The 16139-nt window shown below is 72.0% G+C and carries 17 protein-coding genes; 10 read left to right on the top strand and 7 right to left on the bottom strand.

Going from position 1 to position 16139, the window contains the following annotated elements:
- The first annotated feature begins 13 nt into the window (after positions 1-13).
- Entirely contained in the window at positions 14-358 is a 345-nt protein-coding gene (locus tag OG599_RS05900; RefSeq protein ID WP_327174879.1) for a hypothetical protein, read from the top strand.
- A 441-nt stretch (positions 359-799) separates the two neighbouring features.
- Here OG599_RS05900 and OG599_RS05905 read toward each other — a convergent pair whose 3' ends face one another.
- Positions 800-958: a hypothetical protein gene (locus OG599_RS05905; protein WP_327174880.1), complete on the bottom strand. Its 159-nt coding sequence runs from the start codon at positions 956-958 to the stop codon at positions 800-802.
- Between the two features lie 451 nt (positions 959-1409).
- Here OG599_RS05905 and OG599_RS05910 point away from each other — a divergent pair, with 451 nt between their 5' ends.
- Positions 1410-2348 (top strand): pseudouridine synthase, encoded by a 939-nt coding sequence (locus OG599_RS05910; protein ID WP_327174881.1) that lies wholly within the window; start codon positions 1410-1412, stop codon positions 2346-2348.
- A gap of 19 nt (positions 2349-2367) precedes the next feature.
- Here the strand turns inward: OG599_RS05910 and OG599_RS05915 are convergent, their stop codons facing one another.
- The 3 genes from OG599_RS05915 to OG599_RS05925 all read right to left on the bottom strand — a co-directional run bounded on the left by OG599_RS05915 (position 2368) and on the right by OG599_RS05925 (position 4952).
- A complete protein-coding gene (locus tag OG599_RS05915; protein ID WP_327174882.1) occupies positions 2368-2997 on the bottom strand; it encodes an MBL fold metallo-hydrolase in 630 nt (209 codons plus the stop codon).
- Positions 2997-4082 (bottom strand): S-(hydroxymethyl)mycothiol dehydrogenase, encoded by a 1086-nt coding sequence (locus tag OG599_RS05920; protein WP_327174883.1) that lies wholly within the window; start codon positions 4080-4082, stop codon positions 2997-2999. The genes OG599_RS05915 and OG599_RS05920 overlap by 1 nt, the downstream gene beginning before the upstream one ends.
- Positions 4083-4250: 168 nt before the next feature.
- Entirely contained in the window at positions 4251-4952 is a 702-nt protein-coding gene (locus tag OG599_RS05925; protein WP_327174884.1) for a FadR/GntR family transcriptional regulator, read from the bottom strand.
- Positions 4953-5248: 296 nt separating this feature from the next.
- Here OG599_RS05925 and OG599_RS05930 point away from each other — a divergent pair, with 296 nt between their 5' ends.
- Both OG599_RS05930 and OG599_RS05935 read left to right on the top strand, forming a co-directional pair.
- The gene (locus tag OG599_RS05930) at positions 5249-5758 is read left to right on the top strand and encodes a gluconokinase (RefSeq protein ID WP_327174885.1); all 510 of its coding nucleotides are present in this window, start codon (positions 5249-5251) and stop codon (positions 5756-5758) included.
- A gap of 12 nt (positions 5759-5770) precedes the next feature.
- Positions 5771-7168: a GntP family permease gene (locus OG599_RS05935; protein WP_327174886.1), complete on the top strand. Its 1398-nt coding sequence runs from the start codon at positions 5771-5773 to the stop codon at positions 7166-7168.
- Positions 7169-7337: 169 nt separating this feature from the next.
- Here the strand turns inward: OG599_RS05935 and OG599_RS05940 are convergent, their stop codons facing one another.
- The gene (locus OG599_RS05940; RefSeq protein WP_327174887.1) at positions 7338-8993 is read right to left on the bottom strand and encodes an FAD-binding dehydrogenase; all 1656 of its coding nucleotides are present in this window, start codon (positions 8991-8993) and stop codon (positions 7338-7340) included.
- Positions 8994-9283: 290 nt separating this feature from the next.
- Here OG599_RS05940 and OG599_RS05945 point away from each other — a divergent pair, with 290 nt between their 5' ends.
- Complete coding sequence (locus OG599_RS05945) at positions 9284-10192, top strand: DMT family transporter (protein WP_327174888.1); 909 nt, start codon at positions 9284-9286, stop codon at positions 10190-10192.
- 52 nt (positions 10193-10244) lie between these two features.
- Here OG599_RS05945 and OG599_RS05950 read toward each other — a convergent pair whose 3' ends face one another.
- On the bottom strand, positions 10245-12173 hold the full coding sequence (locus OG599_RS05950) for a hypothetical protein (RefSeq protein WP_327174889.1): 1929 nt from the start codon (positions 12171-12173) through the stop codon (positions 10245-10247).
- Between the two features lie 160 nt (positions 12174-12333).
- Here OG599_RS05950 and OG599_RS05955 point away from each other — a divergent pair, with 160 nt between their 5' ends.
- The 4 genes from OG599_RS05955 to OG599_RS05970 all read left to right on the top strand — a co-directional run bounded on the left by OG599_RS05955 (position 12334) and on the right by OG599_RS05970 (position 14308).
- Positions 12334-12855, top strand: a complete 522-nt coding sequence (locus tag OG599_RS05955) for an NUDIX hydrolase (RefSeq protein WP_327174890.1) — start codon at positions 12334-12336, stop codon at positions 12853-12855.
- Between the two features lie 91 nt (positions 12856-12946).
- Positions 12947-13342 carry a YidH family protein gene (locus OG599_RS05960; RefSeq protein WP_327174891.1) on the top strand — a complete coding sequence of 132 codons (396 nt, stop codon included), beginning with the start codon at positions 12947-12949 and terminating at the stop codon, positions 13340-13342.
- On the top strand, positions 13339-13674 hold the full coding sequence (locus OG599_RS05965) for a DUF202 domain-containing protein (RefSeq protein ID WP_327174892.1): 336 nt from the start codon (positions 13339-13341) through the stop codon (positions 13672-13674). The genes OG599_RS05960 and OG599_RS05965 overlap by 4 nt, the downstream gene beginning before the upstream one ends.
- 193 nt (positions 13675-13867) lie before the next feature.
- Positions 13868-14308: an NUDIX hydrolase gene (locus OG599_RS05970; RefSeq protein ID WP_327174893.1), complete on the top strand. Its 441-nt coding sequence runs from the start codon at positions 13868-13870 to the stop codon at positions 14306-14308.
- A 52-nt stretch (positions 14309-14360) separates the two neighbouring features.
- Here OG599_RS05970 and OG599_RS05975 read toward each other — a convergent pair whose 3' ends face one another.
- Positions 14361-14912: a TetR/AcrR family transcriptional regulator gene (locus OG599_RS05975; protein WP_327174894.1), complete on the bottom strand. Its 552-nt coding sequence runs from the start codon at positions 14910-14912 to the stop codon at positions 14361-14363.
- Positions 14913-15045: 133 nt separating this feature from the next.
- Between OG599_RS05975 and OG599_RS05980 the strand changes: the two genes are divergently transcribed.
- Positions 15046-16095 (top strand): aldo/keto reductase, encoded by a 1050-nt coding sequence (locus tag OG599_RS05980; RefSeq protein ID WP_327174895.1) that lies wholly within the window; start codon positions 15046-15048, stop codon positions 16093-16095.
- The last annotated feature ends 44 nt before the right edge of the window (positions 16096-16139 follow it).

A 16139-nucleotide genomic window follows, 5' to 3' on the forward strand; every position in this document is an offset into this window, starting at 1 on the left:
AAGCATGAAGAAAATGTCTGAAGACGAATACTGTCTCCATGTCAACGCCCGGGAGGGGTCACTGCTGTGGATGGTACTCGCCGATCGCGCGCAAAGTGAGGACGAGAGAGAGTGGGTTCAATACATTCCCGTCTTCACCAAACTGATCGAGTGCTGGTCGAGCATGGGATTCGTCCGACTCTTCCGGGGTACTGAATTCCCGGTTGACATCAGCGGTGAGGAGGTCCCTGCGGAAAAAGTATCCGAGCTACTCGGCGACGCAAGCAGTTGGGCCTACGTGGAGGAACCGCAACCAGCAATCTGCGTCGTGCTGGGGGACCGTGATCTCGTGGAACTGAAGGACGGCATGTGTGACTGAACAGGATCGTTTCGGCGTCCGTTGACCTGCGGCCGGTGCTCGATGGACGGCCGGCAGAGTGGGGCAGTGCCGGAATTCCGCCGCAGTCCCTACCGTCAATCGATCGATCGTCGGCATGGGCCCCGGCCGAAAGGCGGGGGCCCATGCCGATCCGGAGCTGACGCCGGGCGGCGGTCCCGGACGCCCACACCCGCGATGCGGGAACCGGTCCTGACCCAGTCGGGAAGAATCACGCGCGAACGGCAAGTAGTCCCACGACTGCGGAACGTGTCGTCGGCCGTCGCGAGAGACCCCAGTTCACCTGGGGTCTCTCTGCGTTTCCGGTCGGGGGGGGCTCAAGCAGCATCATTCCGGAAACGTGGTCCACGGGGTGATCGAAAAAAGTGGGGCTTCACCGTCAGGCTCTCGTCACCGAGGTTCACGTGACGGATTGGGAGGCCGTCACCGCGCCGCTCGGTCTCGACCTGGCTGTCGAAGAGCGAAGAGCGCGATGCTGTCCTGCGGCCGCTGCTGGAGGTCGGTGAGTTCGGGGGTCCGGTGCAGTTCGGCGGAGGCCAGTAGCGCGCCGAGGCCGGCCGTGTTGATGCGTTGGGACCACATGATCCGGCCACCGTTGCGGATGAAGAGGGTGCGTCGCCGCTCGGAGCCGCCGTCCCAGCAGCACCGCGCCGCCGGAGGGCGCCGAAGCCCTCGATCCGCCCGGTGCGTGGCCCGTGTCGCCGGTATCGGGCTCGGGCTTTCGCGGCCGTCCGGCCTGGTGGCGTACCTTGTGGGTGCCCGAAGCGCCGCACGACGGCGGCTCCCCGGGTGTTCTGCGGGCGCCGGTCGGCCACCCGGCGCGATCTACCCGTCGCCCGTGGGCACGGGCGTCGACGCGAGTGCATCTCCTGCCGCGCGCCACCCGCTCGTCATCCCTGCCCCTCACTCGTCACCCGCTGCCCGTCACTCGTCGCCGTCACCGGAAAGGCCCCTCGATGTCCCACCCCGCGTCCGTCCGTCCGTCGCCCGTACCGGCGGCCGGGGGCAGCGGCCCGGCCGTGCGAGGCGTCCGGTGAGGGGGCGCCGGAGGTCCGCCGCCTCGCCGCTCCCGCAGCGCGAGGGCGTCGATCCCGTGCGGGTGCGGCTGCCCGTGGACCCCGAGGGGGCGTGGGCGACCGTGGGCGACCATCTGCGGGAGCGGTTCGGTGCCGCGGTCGGGGTGGCCCGCGTGGAGGCCATGCTGGCGGAGGGGCTGTTCGTCGGGGCGGACGGGCGGCCGGTGCCGGGTACACGGCCGTACGAGAGCGGGCTCGGGCTCTGGTTCCACCGGGAGTTCGCGCCCGAGGAGCCGGTGCCGTTCCCGGTCGGGGTGGTGCACCGCGACGAGCACGTGGTGATCGCCGACAAGCCGCACTTCCTCGCCACCACCCCGCGCGGCCGGCATGTGACGCAGACGGCGGTGGCGCGCCTGAGGCACGGGCTGGGGCTGCCGCACCTCCAGCCCGCGCACCGGCTGGACCGGCTGACCGCGGGCCTGGTGCTCTTCGTCGTACGCCCCGAGGACCGGGGCGCGTACCAGACGCTGTTCCGGGACCGGCTGGTGCGCAAGGAGTACGAGGCGGTCGCCGGGTACGACCCGGAGCTGGCGCTCCCCCGGACCGTGCGGAGCCGGATCGTGAAGGAGCACGGGGTGGTGGCCGCGCGCGAGGAGCCGGGCGAGCCGAACAGCGAGAGCCGGGTCGAGCTGCTGGAGCACCGGGGCGGGCTCGGCCGCTACCGGCTGCTGCCCGCGACCGGGCGCACGCATCAACTGCGCTTGCACATGAGCACGTTGGGGATGCCGCTGGTCAACGACCCGCTCTATCCGGTGGTGGAGCCGGAAGGTGCGCCGGACGACTGGTCGCGCCCGTTGCAACTCCTGTCGAGGGTACTGGAGTTCACCGATCCGGTCACGGGTGAGCCGCGCCGCTTCAGGAGCGGGCTGCGGCTTGCCGCGTGGCCGGACCGGTGACCGGAACGGCTCGCGGCGGTCAGTGACCGCGTGCGATCCACTCCTCCAGGTGCGGGGCCTCCGCGCCGATGGTGGTGGAGTCGCCGTGTCCGGTGCGGACGCTGGTGTCCGCCGGGAGGGCGAGCAGCCGGTCCCGGATCGAGTCGAGAATCGTCGGGAAGTGCGAGAACGACCGGCCGGTGGCGCCGGGCCCGCCCTGGAAGAGGGTGTCCCCGGTGAAGACCGTGGCCAGCTCGGGGGCGTACAGGCAGACGGCTCCCGGAGCGTGGCCCGGGGTGTGCAGGACGGTCAGCCGGGTGCCGGCGACCTCGATCTCCTGGCCGTCAGCCAGTTCGCCGTCGGGCGTGCGGTCGGGGTGGGTCTGCTTCCACAGCGGCAGGTCGTCCGGGTGGAGCAGCACCGGGGCGCCGGTGGCCTCGGCGAGGGCCGGGGCGGCGTCGATGTGGTCGTTGTGCGCGTGGGTGGAGACGATGGCGCGCAGCGTGCGTCCGCCGAGGGCGGTCAGGATGGCGTCGGCGTCGTGGGCGGCGTCGATGACGATCGCCTCGTGGTCGTCGCCGACGATCCAGACGTTGTTGTCGACGTCCCACTCGCCCCCGTCGAGCGCGAAGGTGCCGGAGGTGACCAGGTGGTCGATGCGGGCGGCCATCAGAAGACCACCACCGAACGCAGCACGTCGCCGTCGTGCATCCGCTCGAAGGCGCGCTCGACGTCGCCGATGCCGATGGTCTCGGTGACGAACGCGGAGAGGTCGATCCGGCCCTGCTGGTGCAGATCGACGAGCATCGGGAAGTCGCGGGACGGGAGGCAGTCGCCGTACCAGGAGGACTTCAGCGAGCCGCCGCGGCCGAACACGTCGAGGAGGGGGAGTTCGAGGCGCATCTCGGGCGTGGGGACGCCGACCAGGACGACGGTGCCGGCCAGGTCGCGGGCGTAGAACGCCTGCTGGTACGTCTCGGGGCGGCCGACCGCCTCGATGACGACGTCGGCGCCGTTGCCGTCGGTGAGGGCGCGGATCGCCTCGACCGGGTCGCTGGTACGGGAGTTGACGGTGTGCGTGGCACCCATCTTCTTCGCCGTCTCCAGCTTGCGGTCGTCGATGTCCACGGCGATGATCTTCGCGGCGCCCGCGAGCCGTGCGCCCATGACGGCCGCGTCGCCGACACCGCCGCAGCCGATGACCGCGACGGAGTCGCCCCGGCCCACCTCACCGGTGTTGATGGCGGCGCCGATGCCCGCCATGACACCGCAGCCGAGCAGGCCGGCGACGGCCGGGGACACCTCGGGGTCGACCTTGGTGCACTGGCCGGAGGCCACCAGGGTCTTCTCCGCGAACGCGCCGATGCCGAGCGCCGGGGAGAGTTCGGTGCCGTCGAGCAGCGTCATCTTCTGCTTGGCGTTGTGGGTGTTGAAGCAGTACCAGGGGCGTCCGCGCAGACAGGCGCGACACTGGCCGCAGACGGCCCGCCAGTTGAGGATGACGAAGTCGCCGGGGGCGACGTCGGTGACGCCCTCGCCGACCGACTCCACGACGCCCGCCGCCTCGTGGCCGAGGAGGAACGGGAACTCGTCGTTGATGCCGCCCTGCTTGTAGTGCAGGTCGGTGTGGCAGACACCGCACGCCTGGATCTTCACCACGGCCTCGCCGGGTCCGGGGTCGGGGATCACGATCGTCTCGACCCGCACCGGCTCGTTCTTGCCCGGCGCGATGACACCTTGCACCTGCTGCGGCATACCCTGGTCTCCTTCTGAAGTGGCGGCCCTGGGCCGTGTCCGACAATCCGCCCGACGGGAATTGCCGGACACGACCTGAGCCCCTGCGACGTCCGACCGCTGTCCGAAGATCGAACTCGGACAAAGGTACGCGCTGCGGGGTGTGCGTGCGCAGATGCGGGCGGGCGGTCAGGGCGCGAGTACGTCCAGTTCGTCCAGGGCGCCGAACGCGATCTCGCGGGTGAGCCGCTCGGCGGCCTCCGCGTCCCCCTCGCGCACCGCCTCGGCGACCCTGACGTGCAGGGTCACGGCGGCCGGGTCGGGGTCTTCGAACATCACCTGGTGGTGGGTGCGGCCGGCCAGGACCTCGGCGACGACGTCCCCGAGCCGGGCGAACATCTCGTTGCCCGAGGCGTTCAGCACCACCCGGTGGAAGGCGATGTCGTGGCGGAGGTACTCCTCCAGCCGCTGGCCGCGCGAGGTCTCGACCATGCCGAGAGCGCATTCGGTGAGGGCCGCGCACTGGGCGGGGGAGGCGTAGCGGGCGGCGAGGGAGGCGGCGACGGGCTCGATCGCGGACCGGAGCACGGTCAGCGAGCGGAGCTGGCGCGGGCGGTCGGCGCCGGCCAGCCGCCAGCGGATGACCCGGGGGTCGTAGACGTTCCACGCCTCGGTGGGGCGTACGGTCACGCCGACCCGGCGCCTGGACTCGACGAGGTGCATCGACTCCAGGACGCGCACCACTTCGCGGACGACCGTGCGGGAGACCTCGAACCGCTGGGCGATCTCGTCGGTGCGCAGTACGTCGCCGGGCCTGCGCTCCCCCGAGGTGATCTCCAGACCCAGGGCGTCCAGCACATGCGTATGGAGCCCCTGGCTCGTCGTGGTCATGGGGCAAGGGTACGGGGCGATTCCAGGACACCACGGGCGGCCTGCGGCGGGGGACGCCCGCGTCCGGTGTGACGGGCGGGGGCCGGGGAAGGCGCCGGATGCCGGTGCCGCTCCGGGGGGTCCGGAAGCACGCCGGTGGATTGTTCCGGCGGGCTGAACGCGGGCTGAACCACCCCGGGGGCCATTAAGTACGACCGATTAAGTACGACGTTTACGTCACACTCGCTTGAATAAGTACGACCTAATGAGTTTCAGTAGCGCGACGGACCGATGTCGAAGAAGACAGCGAGGCACCAATGAGCACCCCCCACGTCGTCGTGGTGATGGGCGTGGCAGGGACCGGCAAGACCACGATCGGCCCCCTGCTCGCCACCGCGCTGGGCGTCCCGTACGCCGAGGGCGACGACTTCCACCCCGAGTCGAACATCGCCAAGATGTCCGCCGGTACCCCGCTGGACGACTCGGACCGCTGGCCCTGGCTGGACGCCATCGGGCAGTGGGCGCACGGCCGGGCCGGGCTCGGCGGTGTCGTCTCCAGCTCGGCGCTCAAGCGGGTCTACCGCGACCGGCTGCGCGCCGAGGCACCCGACGCCGTCTTCCTGCACCTGACCGGAGACCGCGCCCTCATCGAGGGGCGGATGTCCGCGCGCAAGGGCCATTTCATGCCGACCGCCCTGCTCGACTCGCAGTTCGCCACCCTCCAGCCGCTGGAGGCGGACGAGGCGGGCGTCGAGGTCGACGTGACCGGCACCCCCGAAGAAATCACCGAACGAGCCGTCGCCGCGCTGCGCCGGCTCGCGAGTTAAGGACCCCTCACCGTGACCAGTCTCAGCGTCGAGACGTTGGCAGCGGACGCCGTCGATCCCATCACCTCCGCGGGCAACGCGCAGTTGGGCATCGCCGTCGTCGCCGGCATCGCCGTCATCGTCCTGCTCATCACCAAGTTCAAGCTGCACGCCTTCCTGGCGCTCACCATCGGCTCGCTGGCGCTCGGCTCCTTCGCCGGGGCACCGCTGGAGAAGACGATCGCCAGCTTCACGGCGGGGCTCGGCTCCACCGTCGCGGGCGTCGGCGTCCTCATCGCGCTCGGCGCGATACTCGGCAAACTGCTCGCCGACTCCGGCGGTGCCGATCAGATCGTGGACACCATCCTCGCCAGGGCGAGCGGCCGGGCGATGCCCTGGGCGATGGTGCTGATCGCGTCCATCATCGGCCTGCCGCTCTTCTTCGAGGTCGGCATCGTGCTGCTGATCCCGGTGGTGCTGCTCGTCGCCAAGCGCGGCAACTACTCGCTGATGCGGATCGGCATCCCGGCGCTCGCCGGTCTCTCCGTGATGCACGGCCTGATTCCCCCGCACCCCGGCCCGCTCGTCGCGATCGACGCGCTCGACGCCAACCTCGGCGTCACGCTGGCCCTCGGTGTGGTCGTCGCCATTCCGACCGTGATCCTCGCCGGTCCGGTCTTCTCCCGGATCGCCGCCCGCTGGGTGGACATCAAGGCGCCCGAGGGCATGGTCCCCGAGCGTGCCTCGGAGGACCTGGAGCGCCGTCCGAGCTTCGGCGCGACGCTGGCCACCGTGCTGCTGCCGGTCGTGCTGATGCTGGCGAAGGCCCTGGTCGACATCGTCGTGGACGACCCCGAGAACGGCGTCCAGAAGGTCACGGACGTCGTCGGCTCCCCGCTGATCGCCCTCCTCGCCGCGGTGATCGTCGGCATGTTCACGCTGGGCCGGGCCGCCGGGTTCACCAAGGACCGGCTGGCCGGCACCGTCGAGAAGTCGCTCGCCCCGATCGCGGGCGTACTGCTGATCGTCGGCGCGGGCGGTGGCTTCAAGCAGACGCTGATCGACGCCGGCGTGGGCCGGATGATCCTGGAGTTCTCCGAGAACTGGTCGATCCCCGCGCTGCTGCTCGGCTGGCTGATCGCGGTCGGTATCCGGCTCGCGACCGGTTCGGCGACGGTGGCGACCATCTCGGCGGCCGGTCTGGTCGCCCCGCTGGCGGCCGACATGTCGACCGCCCACGCCGCCCTGCTGGTCCTCGCCGTCGGCGCGGGCTCGCTCTTCTTCAGCCACGTCAACGACGCGGGTTTCTGGCTGGTGAAGGAGTACTTCGGGATGGACGTCGGCCAGACGGTCAAGACCTGGTCGGTGATGGAGAGCATCATCTCCGTCTGCTCGCTGGTCTTCATCCTGCTCCTCTCCCTGGTGTTGTAGGGCCCCACGCGGGGTTCCTGACGGCCCCCCGCCCCTGCTTCCCCGGGTCCCCCGCCGGGAGCCGACGCTCCCGGCGGGGCCACGAAGGCGCCCGACCGTTCCGGTACGCATGCCCACACATGTCTCCCGGACAGGTCGGGCGTCTTCGTACGTCCGAGGGCTGTGACGGTCAGCCGAGGGCCGCCGCGGCCGCCCGGCCCGCCGTGCGGCCGGAGAAGATGCAGCCGCCGAGGAAGGTGCCCTCCAGCGAGCGGTAGCCGTGCACCCCGCCGCCGCCGAACCCGGCCGCCTCCCCCGCCGCGTACACCCCGGGCAGCGGGGAGCCGTCCGCCGTGAGTACCCGGGAGGAGAGGTCCGTCTCCAGCCCGCCGAGCGACTTGCGGGTGAGGATGTTCAGCCGGACGGCGATCAGCGGTCCGGCCTTCGGGTCGAGGATGCGGTGCGGCTTCGCCGTGCGGATCAGCTTGTCGCCGAGGTACGAGCGCGCCCCATGGATCGCCGTGATCTGGAGGTCCTTGGTGAACGGGTTGGCGATCTCCCGGTCGCGGGCGGTGATCTCGCGGCGCAGTTCGTCCTCGTCGATGAGCCCGTCGCCGGTCAGCGCGTTCATGCCCCTCACGAGCGCGCCGAGATCGTCTTCCACGACGAAGTCCACGCCGTGGTCCATGAACGCCTTGACCGGTCCGGGGACCTCGGCGCGGGCCCGGCCGATGACGTCGCGGACCGACTTGCCGGTGAGGTCCGGGTTCTGCTCGGAGCCGGAGAGCGCGAACTCCTTGCCGATGATCCGCTGGTCCAGCACGAACCAGGTGTAGTCGTACCCGGACTTCATGATGTGTTCGAGGGTGCCGAGGGTATCGAAGCCGGGGAAGAGCGGGACCGGCAGCCGCTTGCCCCGGGCGTCGAACCAGAGGGAGGACGGGCCGGGCAGGATGCGGATGGCGTGCTTGTCCCAGACCGGGTTCCAGTTCTCGATGCCCTCGGTGTAGTGCCACATCCGGTCGCGGTTGATGTGGTGGGCCCCGGCCTCCTCGGCGACGCCGAGCATCAGCCCGTCGACGTGGGCGGGCACACCGGAGAGCATCTTCGCGGGCGGCGTGCCGAGCCGCTCCGGCCACTGGGCCCGTACGAGGTCGTGGTTGCCGCCGATGCCGCCGGAGGTGACGATCACCGCCTGGGCCCGCAGCTCGAAGGCGCCGGTGGCGGCCCGGCTGCTGGCGGTGCCGCGCTCGGCGGCGCTGGGCTCCAGGATCTCGCCGGTCACGGTGTCGACGGCGCCCCCGGTGCGGCCGAGGCCCGTCACCCGGTGCCGGAAGCGGAACCGGACGAGCCCCTTGGCGACGCCCTCGCGCACCCGCCGCTCGAAGGGGGCGACGACCCCGGGGCCGGTGCCCCAGGTGATGTGGAAGCGGGGGACGGAGTTGCCGTGGCCGGTCGCGTCGTAGCCGCCGCGCTCGGCCCAGCCGACCACCGGGAAGAGCCGCAGCCCCTGCGCGCGCAGCCAGGAGCGCTTCTCGCCGGCGGCGAAGTCGACGTACGCCTCGGCCCACTTCTTCGGCCAGTGGTCCTCCTTCCGGTCGAAGCCGGCCGTGCCGAACCAGTCCTGGAGGGCCAGCTCCCGGCTGTCCTTGATCCGGAACCGGCGCTGCTCCGGCGAGTCGACGAGGAAGAGGCCGCCGAAGGACCAGTGCGCCTGGCCCCCCAGCGACTGCTCGGGTTCCTGGTCGAGCAGGATCACGGAGCGCCCCGCGTCGGCCAGCTCCGCCGTGGCGGCCAGCCCCGCGAGGCCGGCTCCGATCACGATCACGTCGGCGTCGTACGCCATGGGTTCCATCCTTCGGGCGAGGCGGTGCGGAATCCGGCCGGGGCGCGGCACCGGGACGGGGCGGCGGACGTGCGTGGGAGCGCAAGCCGGTGTCCCGCAGGGCGGTCCGTGGAAGGTCCCGGAGGTCCCGGAGGTCGCGGAGTGCGGAAGTTACTCGTGCGTCAGATCTTCGGCACCCCCCGAGGCCGGAGTCAACAGGCCGGTCGGACCAATCTCACCGCTCCCCTACACCGAGGGGCATATCGTTCGGAACACACCGTTTCCGCCCGCCCGATCCGAGGAAGAAACCTGTGTCCTTGCTGGTCGTCCTCCTCTCCGTGGGCGCGGCGGCGTGCCTGGGTTTCGGCTTCGTCCTGCAACAGGACGCCGCCCGCCGCGCCCCGATGAGCGATTTCCTCTCCCCCCGGCTGCTGCTCGACCTGATGAAGGTGCGGAGCTGGCTGGCCGGCATCGGTTTCATGGTCTGCGGGATGGTGCTCGGGGCGCTGGCCCTCGGCCAGGGCGAGCTGTCGGTGGTGGAACCGCTGCTGGCGACCAACCTGCTCTTCGCGCTGGGGCTGTCGCGCGGCCTCACCGGACAGCGGCTCGGCCGCCAGGGGTGGAGCGGGCTCGTGCTGCTCTCCTGCGGGGTCGCCGCGTTCCTGCTGGCTGGTCAGCCGACCGGCGGTCAGGCGGAGACCGACCCGCTGCGGCACTGGCTGATCATCGGCGTGGTGGTGGGGCTCGCGCTGGTGCTCGCCGCCTCCGCCCGGCACGCCCGCCCCGCGGTGGCACCCTCGCTGCTGGCCCTGGCGGCGGGGCTGCTGTACGGACTCCAGGACGCCCTGACCCGGGAGAGCGGCCAGCTGCTGACCGACGGCGGCTGGCCCGCGCTGGTGGGCAGCTGGCAGCCGTACGTCGTGCTGGTGATCGGCGTGACCGGGCTGATCCTGGTGCAGAGCGCGTTCGAGATGGCGCCGCTGCGGATGTCGCTGCCCGCCCTGACCGCCGCCCAGCCGCTGGCGGGGATCGCCTGCGGCATCGGTTTCCTCGGCGACCAGGTGCGTACGGACCCGGCGGCGCTGGCGGGCCAGGCGGCCGGGCTGGCGGCGATCATCGCCGGGATCGTGCTGCTCGGGCTGCATCCGGCGCTGCCGGGCGGCAAGGGCGGCGCCCATCCCGCCCGGGACCTGCTGCCCACGGACGGCGGCGGGGTCTGACCGGACACCGCCTGGCCGGCCGCGACCCCGGCCATGATCCGCCGGACACCGCCTACGGCCACGGGTAGCCGAGCGCCCGGGCGTGCTCGGCGGAGCCGCCCCGCACCTGGGCGTACTCCTTCGGATCCTCGGTGGCCAGCCGGTGGAGCGCCGCCGCCGCCCGGTCCTCGGGCGGCGCCCCGTCGTCGGGCAGGTGCCAGACGAACTGGAGCCAGGGGCCGGTGCGGTCCCGCCGCCCCTCCGCGAGGCCGGGCCAATAGGTGAAGGCGAGCGTGGTGGCTTCGGGATCGTGGTGGTCGGTGCCGGTCCAGTCCTGCCGGAGATCCCATCGGGTGAGGAGCGCGGGCCGTTCCCGCAGTCCCTCCTCGACGAGCCGGGCGGTCGCGGCGGCCGGCCACTCCCAGGCCCGGTCCGCTGCGGCCCGCTCGATCTCGGCGTCGTAGGCGGCGGCGTCGAAGCGTTCCGTGCCGAGCCGCGGCGGGTTGCCGAGGCTCTGCCGCCAGTCGGACCACACCACTTCGTCCCCGTCCCGGCGGATCGTGACGTACAGCGCCCCGCAGCAGCCCTCGGTGCACCAGGCCTCGGCGAGCCGCACCTCGTGGGGTTCGGCGGTGGCGCGCAGCGCGCCCCGGTCGAGCAGGTGGGCGGGTGTCCCCGCGGGGCCCTTGCCGAAGTGCGCGGGCACCAGCGGGAGGCCGTCGAGCAGCAGACGGGTCTCAGGGGACTGCCGGTACGCCGGATCGCGCAGGGTCGGCTCCACCCGCAGTCGGCCGTACGGCGCCGGGCCGGCCAGGAGCCGGGGCAGGGTCTGCCGGTACCACCTGACGCGCCGGTACTCGTCGGCCTCCTGGCGGCCCGACGGAAGGTGTGCGCCGACGGCGGCCCACTCCGGCGCGGACAGCCGTGACCTCAGGGTCTCCAGGAGCGCTTCGCGCCGGCCGGGCGGCCAGGGCAGGAGCAGGCTCGGCCCGCTGCGCAGTTCCAGGGCGAGGGAGAGGAGGAGAACGCCGCGGCCGGGATCGGGGGTGAGCCGCGCGGCCCCGGCGATCACCGCTTCGTACACGGCGACGGCGTCCTCGTAGGCGAGGAGTTCGACCTGGCTGTCGTAGGTCGACGCCATCATGACGAGCAGGTGGCCCGCCCGCTCCAGCAGGCGGGGATCGACGGGGTCGGTGCGGACCAGGTCGGCGAGGAGCATCGCCTCGGCGACCCTGCGGGCTTGAGTGGGACCCATGTCCCGTGGCGTGACCGGCACTTCCAGGAGCCTTCGGCGGGCGGCGGGTTCGTCCTGGCCGGTCAGCGCGTCGACGAGGGCCCGCAGTTCCCCCTTCCTGACGCGGCCACCGAGCCAGAGCCGGGCGGCCGCGGGGCGGTCGAGTCCGTCCAGCGCCTGCACGACCGGTGACAGGAAGTCCCGCAGCAGGCCGAGGACGCGGAGGTACGGGACGTCCTCGGGTGCTCCGAGGCGGGCGAGGAGGCCGATGCCGACACTCACCGCTGCCACGCTCGTACCGTGGCGCACCAGTCGCCGGGCGAGGGCGAGGGCGGCGGTCCTGTCCTCCAGCGGCAGGTGCGCGACGGCGGCTCGGACGGGCCGCTCCCCCGTGCCCTGCTCGCGCAGCGCCCGGTGGACACGCTCCGCCGCGCGCTCGGCGTCGGGGTCGGTCAGCAGGGGTGCGAGCAGTCGGCGTGCGGTCTCCTTGCTCGCGGCGAAGCCCGCGACGGAGTTCTCGGCGAAACCGTCCGCGGAGCTTTCGGCGGAACCGCCTGCGGAACTTGCGGCGGAGGAACGTCCGGGCGTGCCCGGTGTCCCGTTCTCGGGAGCGTCGCTCTTCGGGGTGCGCTCGGGGCGTGCCGCGTCCGGCAGCGCGAAGCCGCGGCCGGGTGGGCGTCCGTCGGGCGCCGCGTGGAGCAGCCGCAGCGCCTGGTCGTACAGGGAGGTCCGGGGTGTGAGCGTCTCGCGCTCTTCCGGGGCGCTCACAGGGCGGAGTGGTGCTCGATTCCGTAGGTCATGGCGGGAGTCTGGCAGCCGCCCACCGCGCGTACAAAGGGTTTTCGGCGGTGTCTCTCCCGCTGCCGGGCGCCGTCCGGCCGCCGTCCGCCCCGGGTGGATGCCGGTGGGGTGCTGTTGGATGGGCGGCATGAATCCTGCTGACGAGATCCTGGACATCGTCGACGAGAACGACGAGGTGGTGGGGCGGGCGACGCGCGGCGAGGCGACCGCGCGCGGGCTGCGCCACCGGTGCGTGTTCATCGAGGCGCGCGACGCCGAGGGGCGGGTGTTCGTGCACCGCAGGACGGCCACCAAGATGGTCTTCCCCTCGCATTACGACATGTTCGTCGGCGGCGTGGTCGGGGCGGGCGAGTCGTACGACGAGGCGGCGCTGCGCGAGGCGGAGGAGGAACTCGGAGTATCCGGACTGCCGCGCCCCGAGCCGCTGTTCACCTTCCTGTACGAGAAGGACGGGCACTCCTGGTGGTCGCGCGTCTACCAGGTGCGGTGCGAGCTGCCGGTCGATCCGCAGAAGGAGGAGATCGACTGGCACGGCTTCCTCACGGACGAGGAGGTGGCGCGGCGCGTCACCGAGTGGGCGTGGACGCCGGACGGCCTGGAGGCGTACCACCGGCTGCGGGCGATCCGGCAGGGGCGGGACGCGGGGTGACTCCGCTCCGCCACGGGCTCCGGGGACGCACCCAGACACGTCGACTTCATGTGATCAGAACCGCTCACAAACGGGTGGATAGGGTTCCCGTGTGAAGGAATTCGTACAGAGCCTGCGGTTGTGGTTCGCGCCGCAGCGAATCCGCGACGAGGGCGACACACCGGACTACCGCTTCTCCCTCGCCAACGAACGGACGTTCCTCGCCTGGATCCGGACGGCCCTGGCGCTGATCGGCGGCGGCTTCGCCGTCGACCAGTTCCTTCCGGGTCTCGCCCGGGGAGTGCGTGCGGGTCTCGCGTTCGGGCTCCTCGCGGCCGGCGTGCTGTGCGCGCTGCGGGCCGTCAACCACTGGGTCCGCTGCGAACGGGCCATGCGCCGGGGCGAGGACCTGCCCGTCTCCCGGTTCCCGACCCTGCTCGGCCTGGTGGTCGCGGTGGTGGCCGTGGCGATGGTGGTGGTCGTCCTCTTCGGCTGGGAGGGCCGGTGACCGGAGCCGTACCCGGGCCCGCCTCCGGCGCCGACCGGGACCCGGGCCTCCAGCCGGAGCGCACCCGGCTGGCCTGGCGGCGTACCACGTTGTCGGCGACGGTGGCGGCGGTGCTGGCCGGGAAGCAGACCCTGCACGGTGGCGCGACCCTCGCCGCGGTGATCGCGCTGGCCCTGAGCGCGGTGGCCTGGATCGGCTTCCTGCGGGTGGCCCACCGGCGGGTACGGGAGACCGGAACGGCGCAGCCGGTACCGCTGGCTCCTCGGGCGGCGCTGGTGGCCGCCGCGTGCACGGTCGCCCTGGCGGTCTTCGCGGCGGCGATGGTGTTCTGAGCCGTCGTCTTCGAGCGGGAGCGCCGACGGTCCGCCCCCGGGGTGTGCGCGGTCGCACCTCCCACCTCCGCACGCCCCCCGAGGCGGGCCCGAGAGGCGTTTCCCCGCGCCCGGTACGGGCATGCCGGACGGGGTGCCGACGCATCGGGCACGGAGACTGCCGGCCGCTGGACCGCGGCCGGACGACCCGAGGATGGTGGTTGAGCTGCCCGCACCGGACGCTTCCGAGAGGTCAAGCACCGCCGTGATCATCACCAACGGCCGCGGCGAGTACCTCCTGCATCTGCGCGACGCCAACAAACCGATCTGCGACAGCGGCACCTGGTCCCTGGTGGGCGGCGGCGCCGAGGGGACGGAGACGCCGGACGACGCCATCCGGCGGGAGATCCGGGAGGAGACCGGTCTCGTACTGCCCGACGTCACGGCCTTCACCGCCGTGTACGACGAGGGCCCGTACGTCACCGAGGGGCACATCCACGTCTACACCGCCCACTGGGACGGCGACGCGCACGCCCTCCCGGTCGGCGAGGGCATCATGTTCCACTGGTTCGATCTCGCCACGATGGAGCACCTGACCATGTGCGCGTGGGCCCACCGGGCGATCAGGGCCCACCACTCCGCGAAGGCCTGCTGAACCCCGCGTACGGCCGCCCGGCGCGCGTGCGAGGCCGCACCACCCCTCGCCCCTACGGGCGGAAGCCGTCGATCGCGAGCTGCATGAGGCGGTCGGCCTGGGCGGCACCCTCAGGGCTGTCCGGGGTACGCCAGAGGCAGCTCATCAGCATGATGACGTCGACGGGATCGATGCCGGGGCGCACCTCGCCCGCCTCCTCGCAGGCGTCGAGGAGGCGGCGCACGCCTTCCGTGACGGGAGGCCAGGAGGCGCTGACGACCTCCTGGGCGGCGGCGGAGTGCAGCGCTTCGCCCAGGCCGTGCTTGATGCGCACATACCCGGTCAGCGTGGTGAACCAGCTCCGCAGCGCCTCCAGCGGGGGCAGGGTCGCGAGGGCGTCGGTCACGGCGTCGGCGAGGCGGTCGATGCCTTGCCGGTGGACCTCCAGGATCAGCGCTTCGCGGGTGGGAAAGTGCCGGTAGAGCGTGCCCGCGCCGACGCCCGCGCGTTTGGCGATCGAGTTGAGCGAGGCATCCGGAGTCTCCGCGAGCACGTCGTGGGCGACCCGGAGGATCGCCTCCCGGTTCTTGAGCGCGTCAGCGCGCTGCGGCGCGGCCTCGGGCATGGGCCCTCCTCCTAGTGGTGCGTGTCTGCGGAGGACCGGCTCCGATTGCGAAGCGGAGAACTCTCCGTTACCGTTCGAGGGGCAATCGGAGAGCTCTCCGTTTGATTCGTTCCCCCATTGTAGGAGCCCTTCCGTGCGTTACACCAAGCTCGGCCGCACCGGCCTCGACGTCTCCCCGGTCGCCATCGGCGCCATGACCTACGGCGAGCCCGACCGCGGCCACCCCGTCTGGTCCCTGGACGAGGAGGACAGCCGCCCCCTGATCAAGCACGCGCTCGAGGCGGGCATCAATTTCTTCGACACCGCGAACATGTACTCCTACGGCTCCAGCGAGGAGATTCTGGGCCGCGCCCTGAAGGAGTACGCGAACCGCGACGACGTGGTCATCACCACCAAGGTCCGTCACACCATGCGTCCCGGCAGGCCCAACGGCGGCGGACTGTCCCGCAAGGCGATCCTGTCCGGGATCGACCACAGCCTGCGCCGGCTGGACACCGACCACGTGGACGTCTACATGATCCACCGACTCGACAACGACACCCCGCTGGAAGAGACCCTGGAGGCCCTGAACGACGTGGTGAAGGCCGGCAAGGCCCGCTACCTCGGCGCATCCTCCATGCCCGCCTGGCAGTTCGCCAAGGCTCTCCACCTCCAGGAGCGCCACGGCTGGGCCCGGTTCGTCACCATGCAGGACCACTACAACCTCCTCGCCCGCGAGGAGGAACGCGAGATGCTGCCCCTCTGCGCCGACGAGGGTGTCGCCACCATGGTGTGGAGCCCGCTGGCCCGCGGCCGCCTCGCCCGCCCCTTCGACGAGGCCAACGCGGGCGAACGCGCCGCCACCGACGGCGCCTTCGCCGACATGCTCTACCGGGCCACCGCCGACAGCGACCGCCTCATCATCGACGAGGTCGGCGCCATCGCCGAGGACCACGGCGTCAGCCGAGCCCAGATCGCGCTCGCCTGGCTGCGCCGCAACCCTGTCGTCGCCGCACCCCTGGTCGGCGCCCGCACCATCGGGCAGATCGACGACGCCGTCGCCTCCCTCGACCTCGACCTCACCGACGACGAGGCCCGCCGACTGGAAACCCCGTACACCCCTCGCCACGACTTCCAGGGCGTCTCCGACGCGCGCGAACTCGAACGCATCAAGGCCGACATCCCCGGTTACGCCAACGTCTGACACACCGCGACCGGCACCGCCCGCTCGCGCCGCGCACCACTCCG

This window comes from Streptomyces sp. NBC_01335, assembly GCF_035953295.1.
GTDB lineage: Bacteria > Actinomycetota > Actinomycetes > Streptomycetales > Streptomycetaceae > Streptomyces.

What these genes read in the sequence shown, in the direction of transcription:
- OG599_RS05900 (WP_327174879.1), top strand. Translation starts at nt 14, where the DNA reads ATGTCTGAAGACGAATACTGTCTCCATGTCAACGCCCGGGAGGGGTCA.
- OG599_RS05905 (WP_327174880.1), bottom strand. Translation starts at nt 958, where the DNA reads ATGTGGTCCCAACGCATCAACACGGCCGGCCTCGGCGCGCTACTGGCC.
- OG599_RS05915 (WP_327174882.1), bottom strand. Translation starts at nt 2,997, where the DNA reads ATGGCCGCCCGCATCGACCACCTGGTCACCTCCGGCACCTTCGCGCTC.
- OG599_RS05920 (WP_327174883.1), bottom strand. Translation starts at nt 4,082, where the DNA reads ATGCCGCAGCAGGTGCAAGGTGTCATCGCGCCGGGCAAGAACGAGCCG.
- OG599_RS05925 (WP_327174884.1), bottom strand. Translation starts at nt 4,952, where the DNA reads ATGACCACGACGAGCCAGGGGCTCCATACGCATGTGCTGGACGCCCTG.
- OG599_RS05930 (WP_327174885.1), top strand. Translation starts at nt 5,249, where the DNA reads ATGAGCACCCCCCACGTCGTCGTGGTGATGGGCGTGGCAGGGACCGGC.
- OG599_RS05940 (WP_327174887.1), bottom strand. Translation starts at nt 8,993, where the DNA reads ATGGCGTACGACGCCGACGTGATCGTGATCGGAGCCGGCCTCGCGGGG.
- OG599_RS05955 (WP_327174890.1), top strand. Translation starts at nt 12,334, where the DNA reads ATGAATCCTGCTGACGAGATCCTGGACATCGTCGACGAGAACGACGAG.
- OG599_RS05970 (WP_327174893.1), top strand. Translation starts at nt 13,868, where the DNA reads ATGGTGGTTGAGCTGCCCGCACCGGACGCTTCCGAGAGGTCAAGCACC.
- OG599_RS05975 (WP_327174894.1), bottom strand. Translation starts at nt 14,912, where the DNA reads ATGCCCGAGGCCGCGCCGCAGCGCGCTGACGCGCTCAAGAACCGGGAG.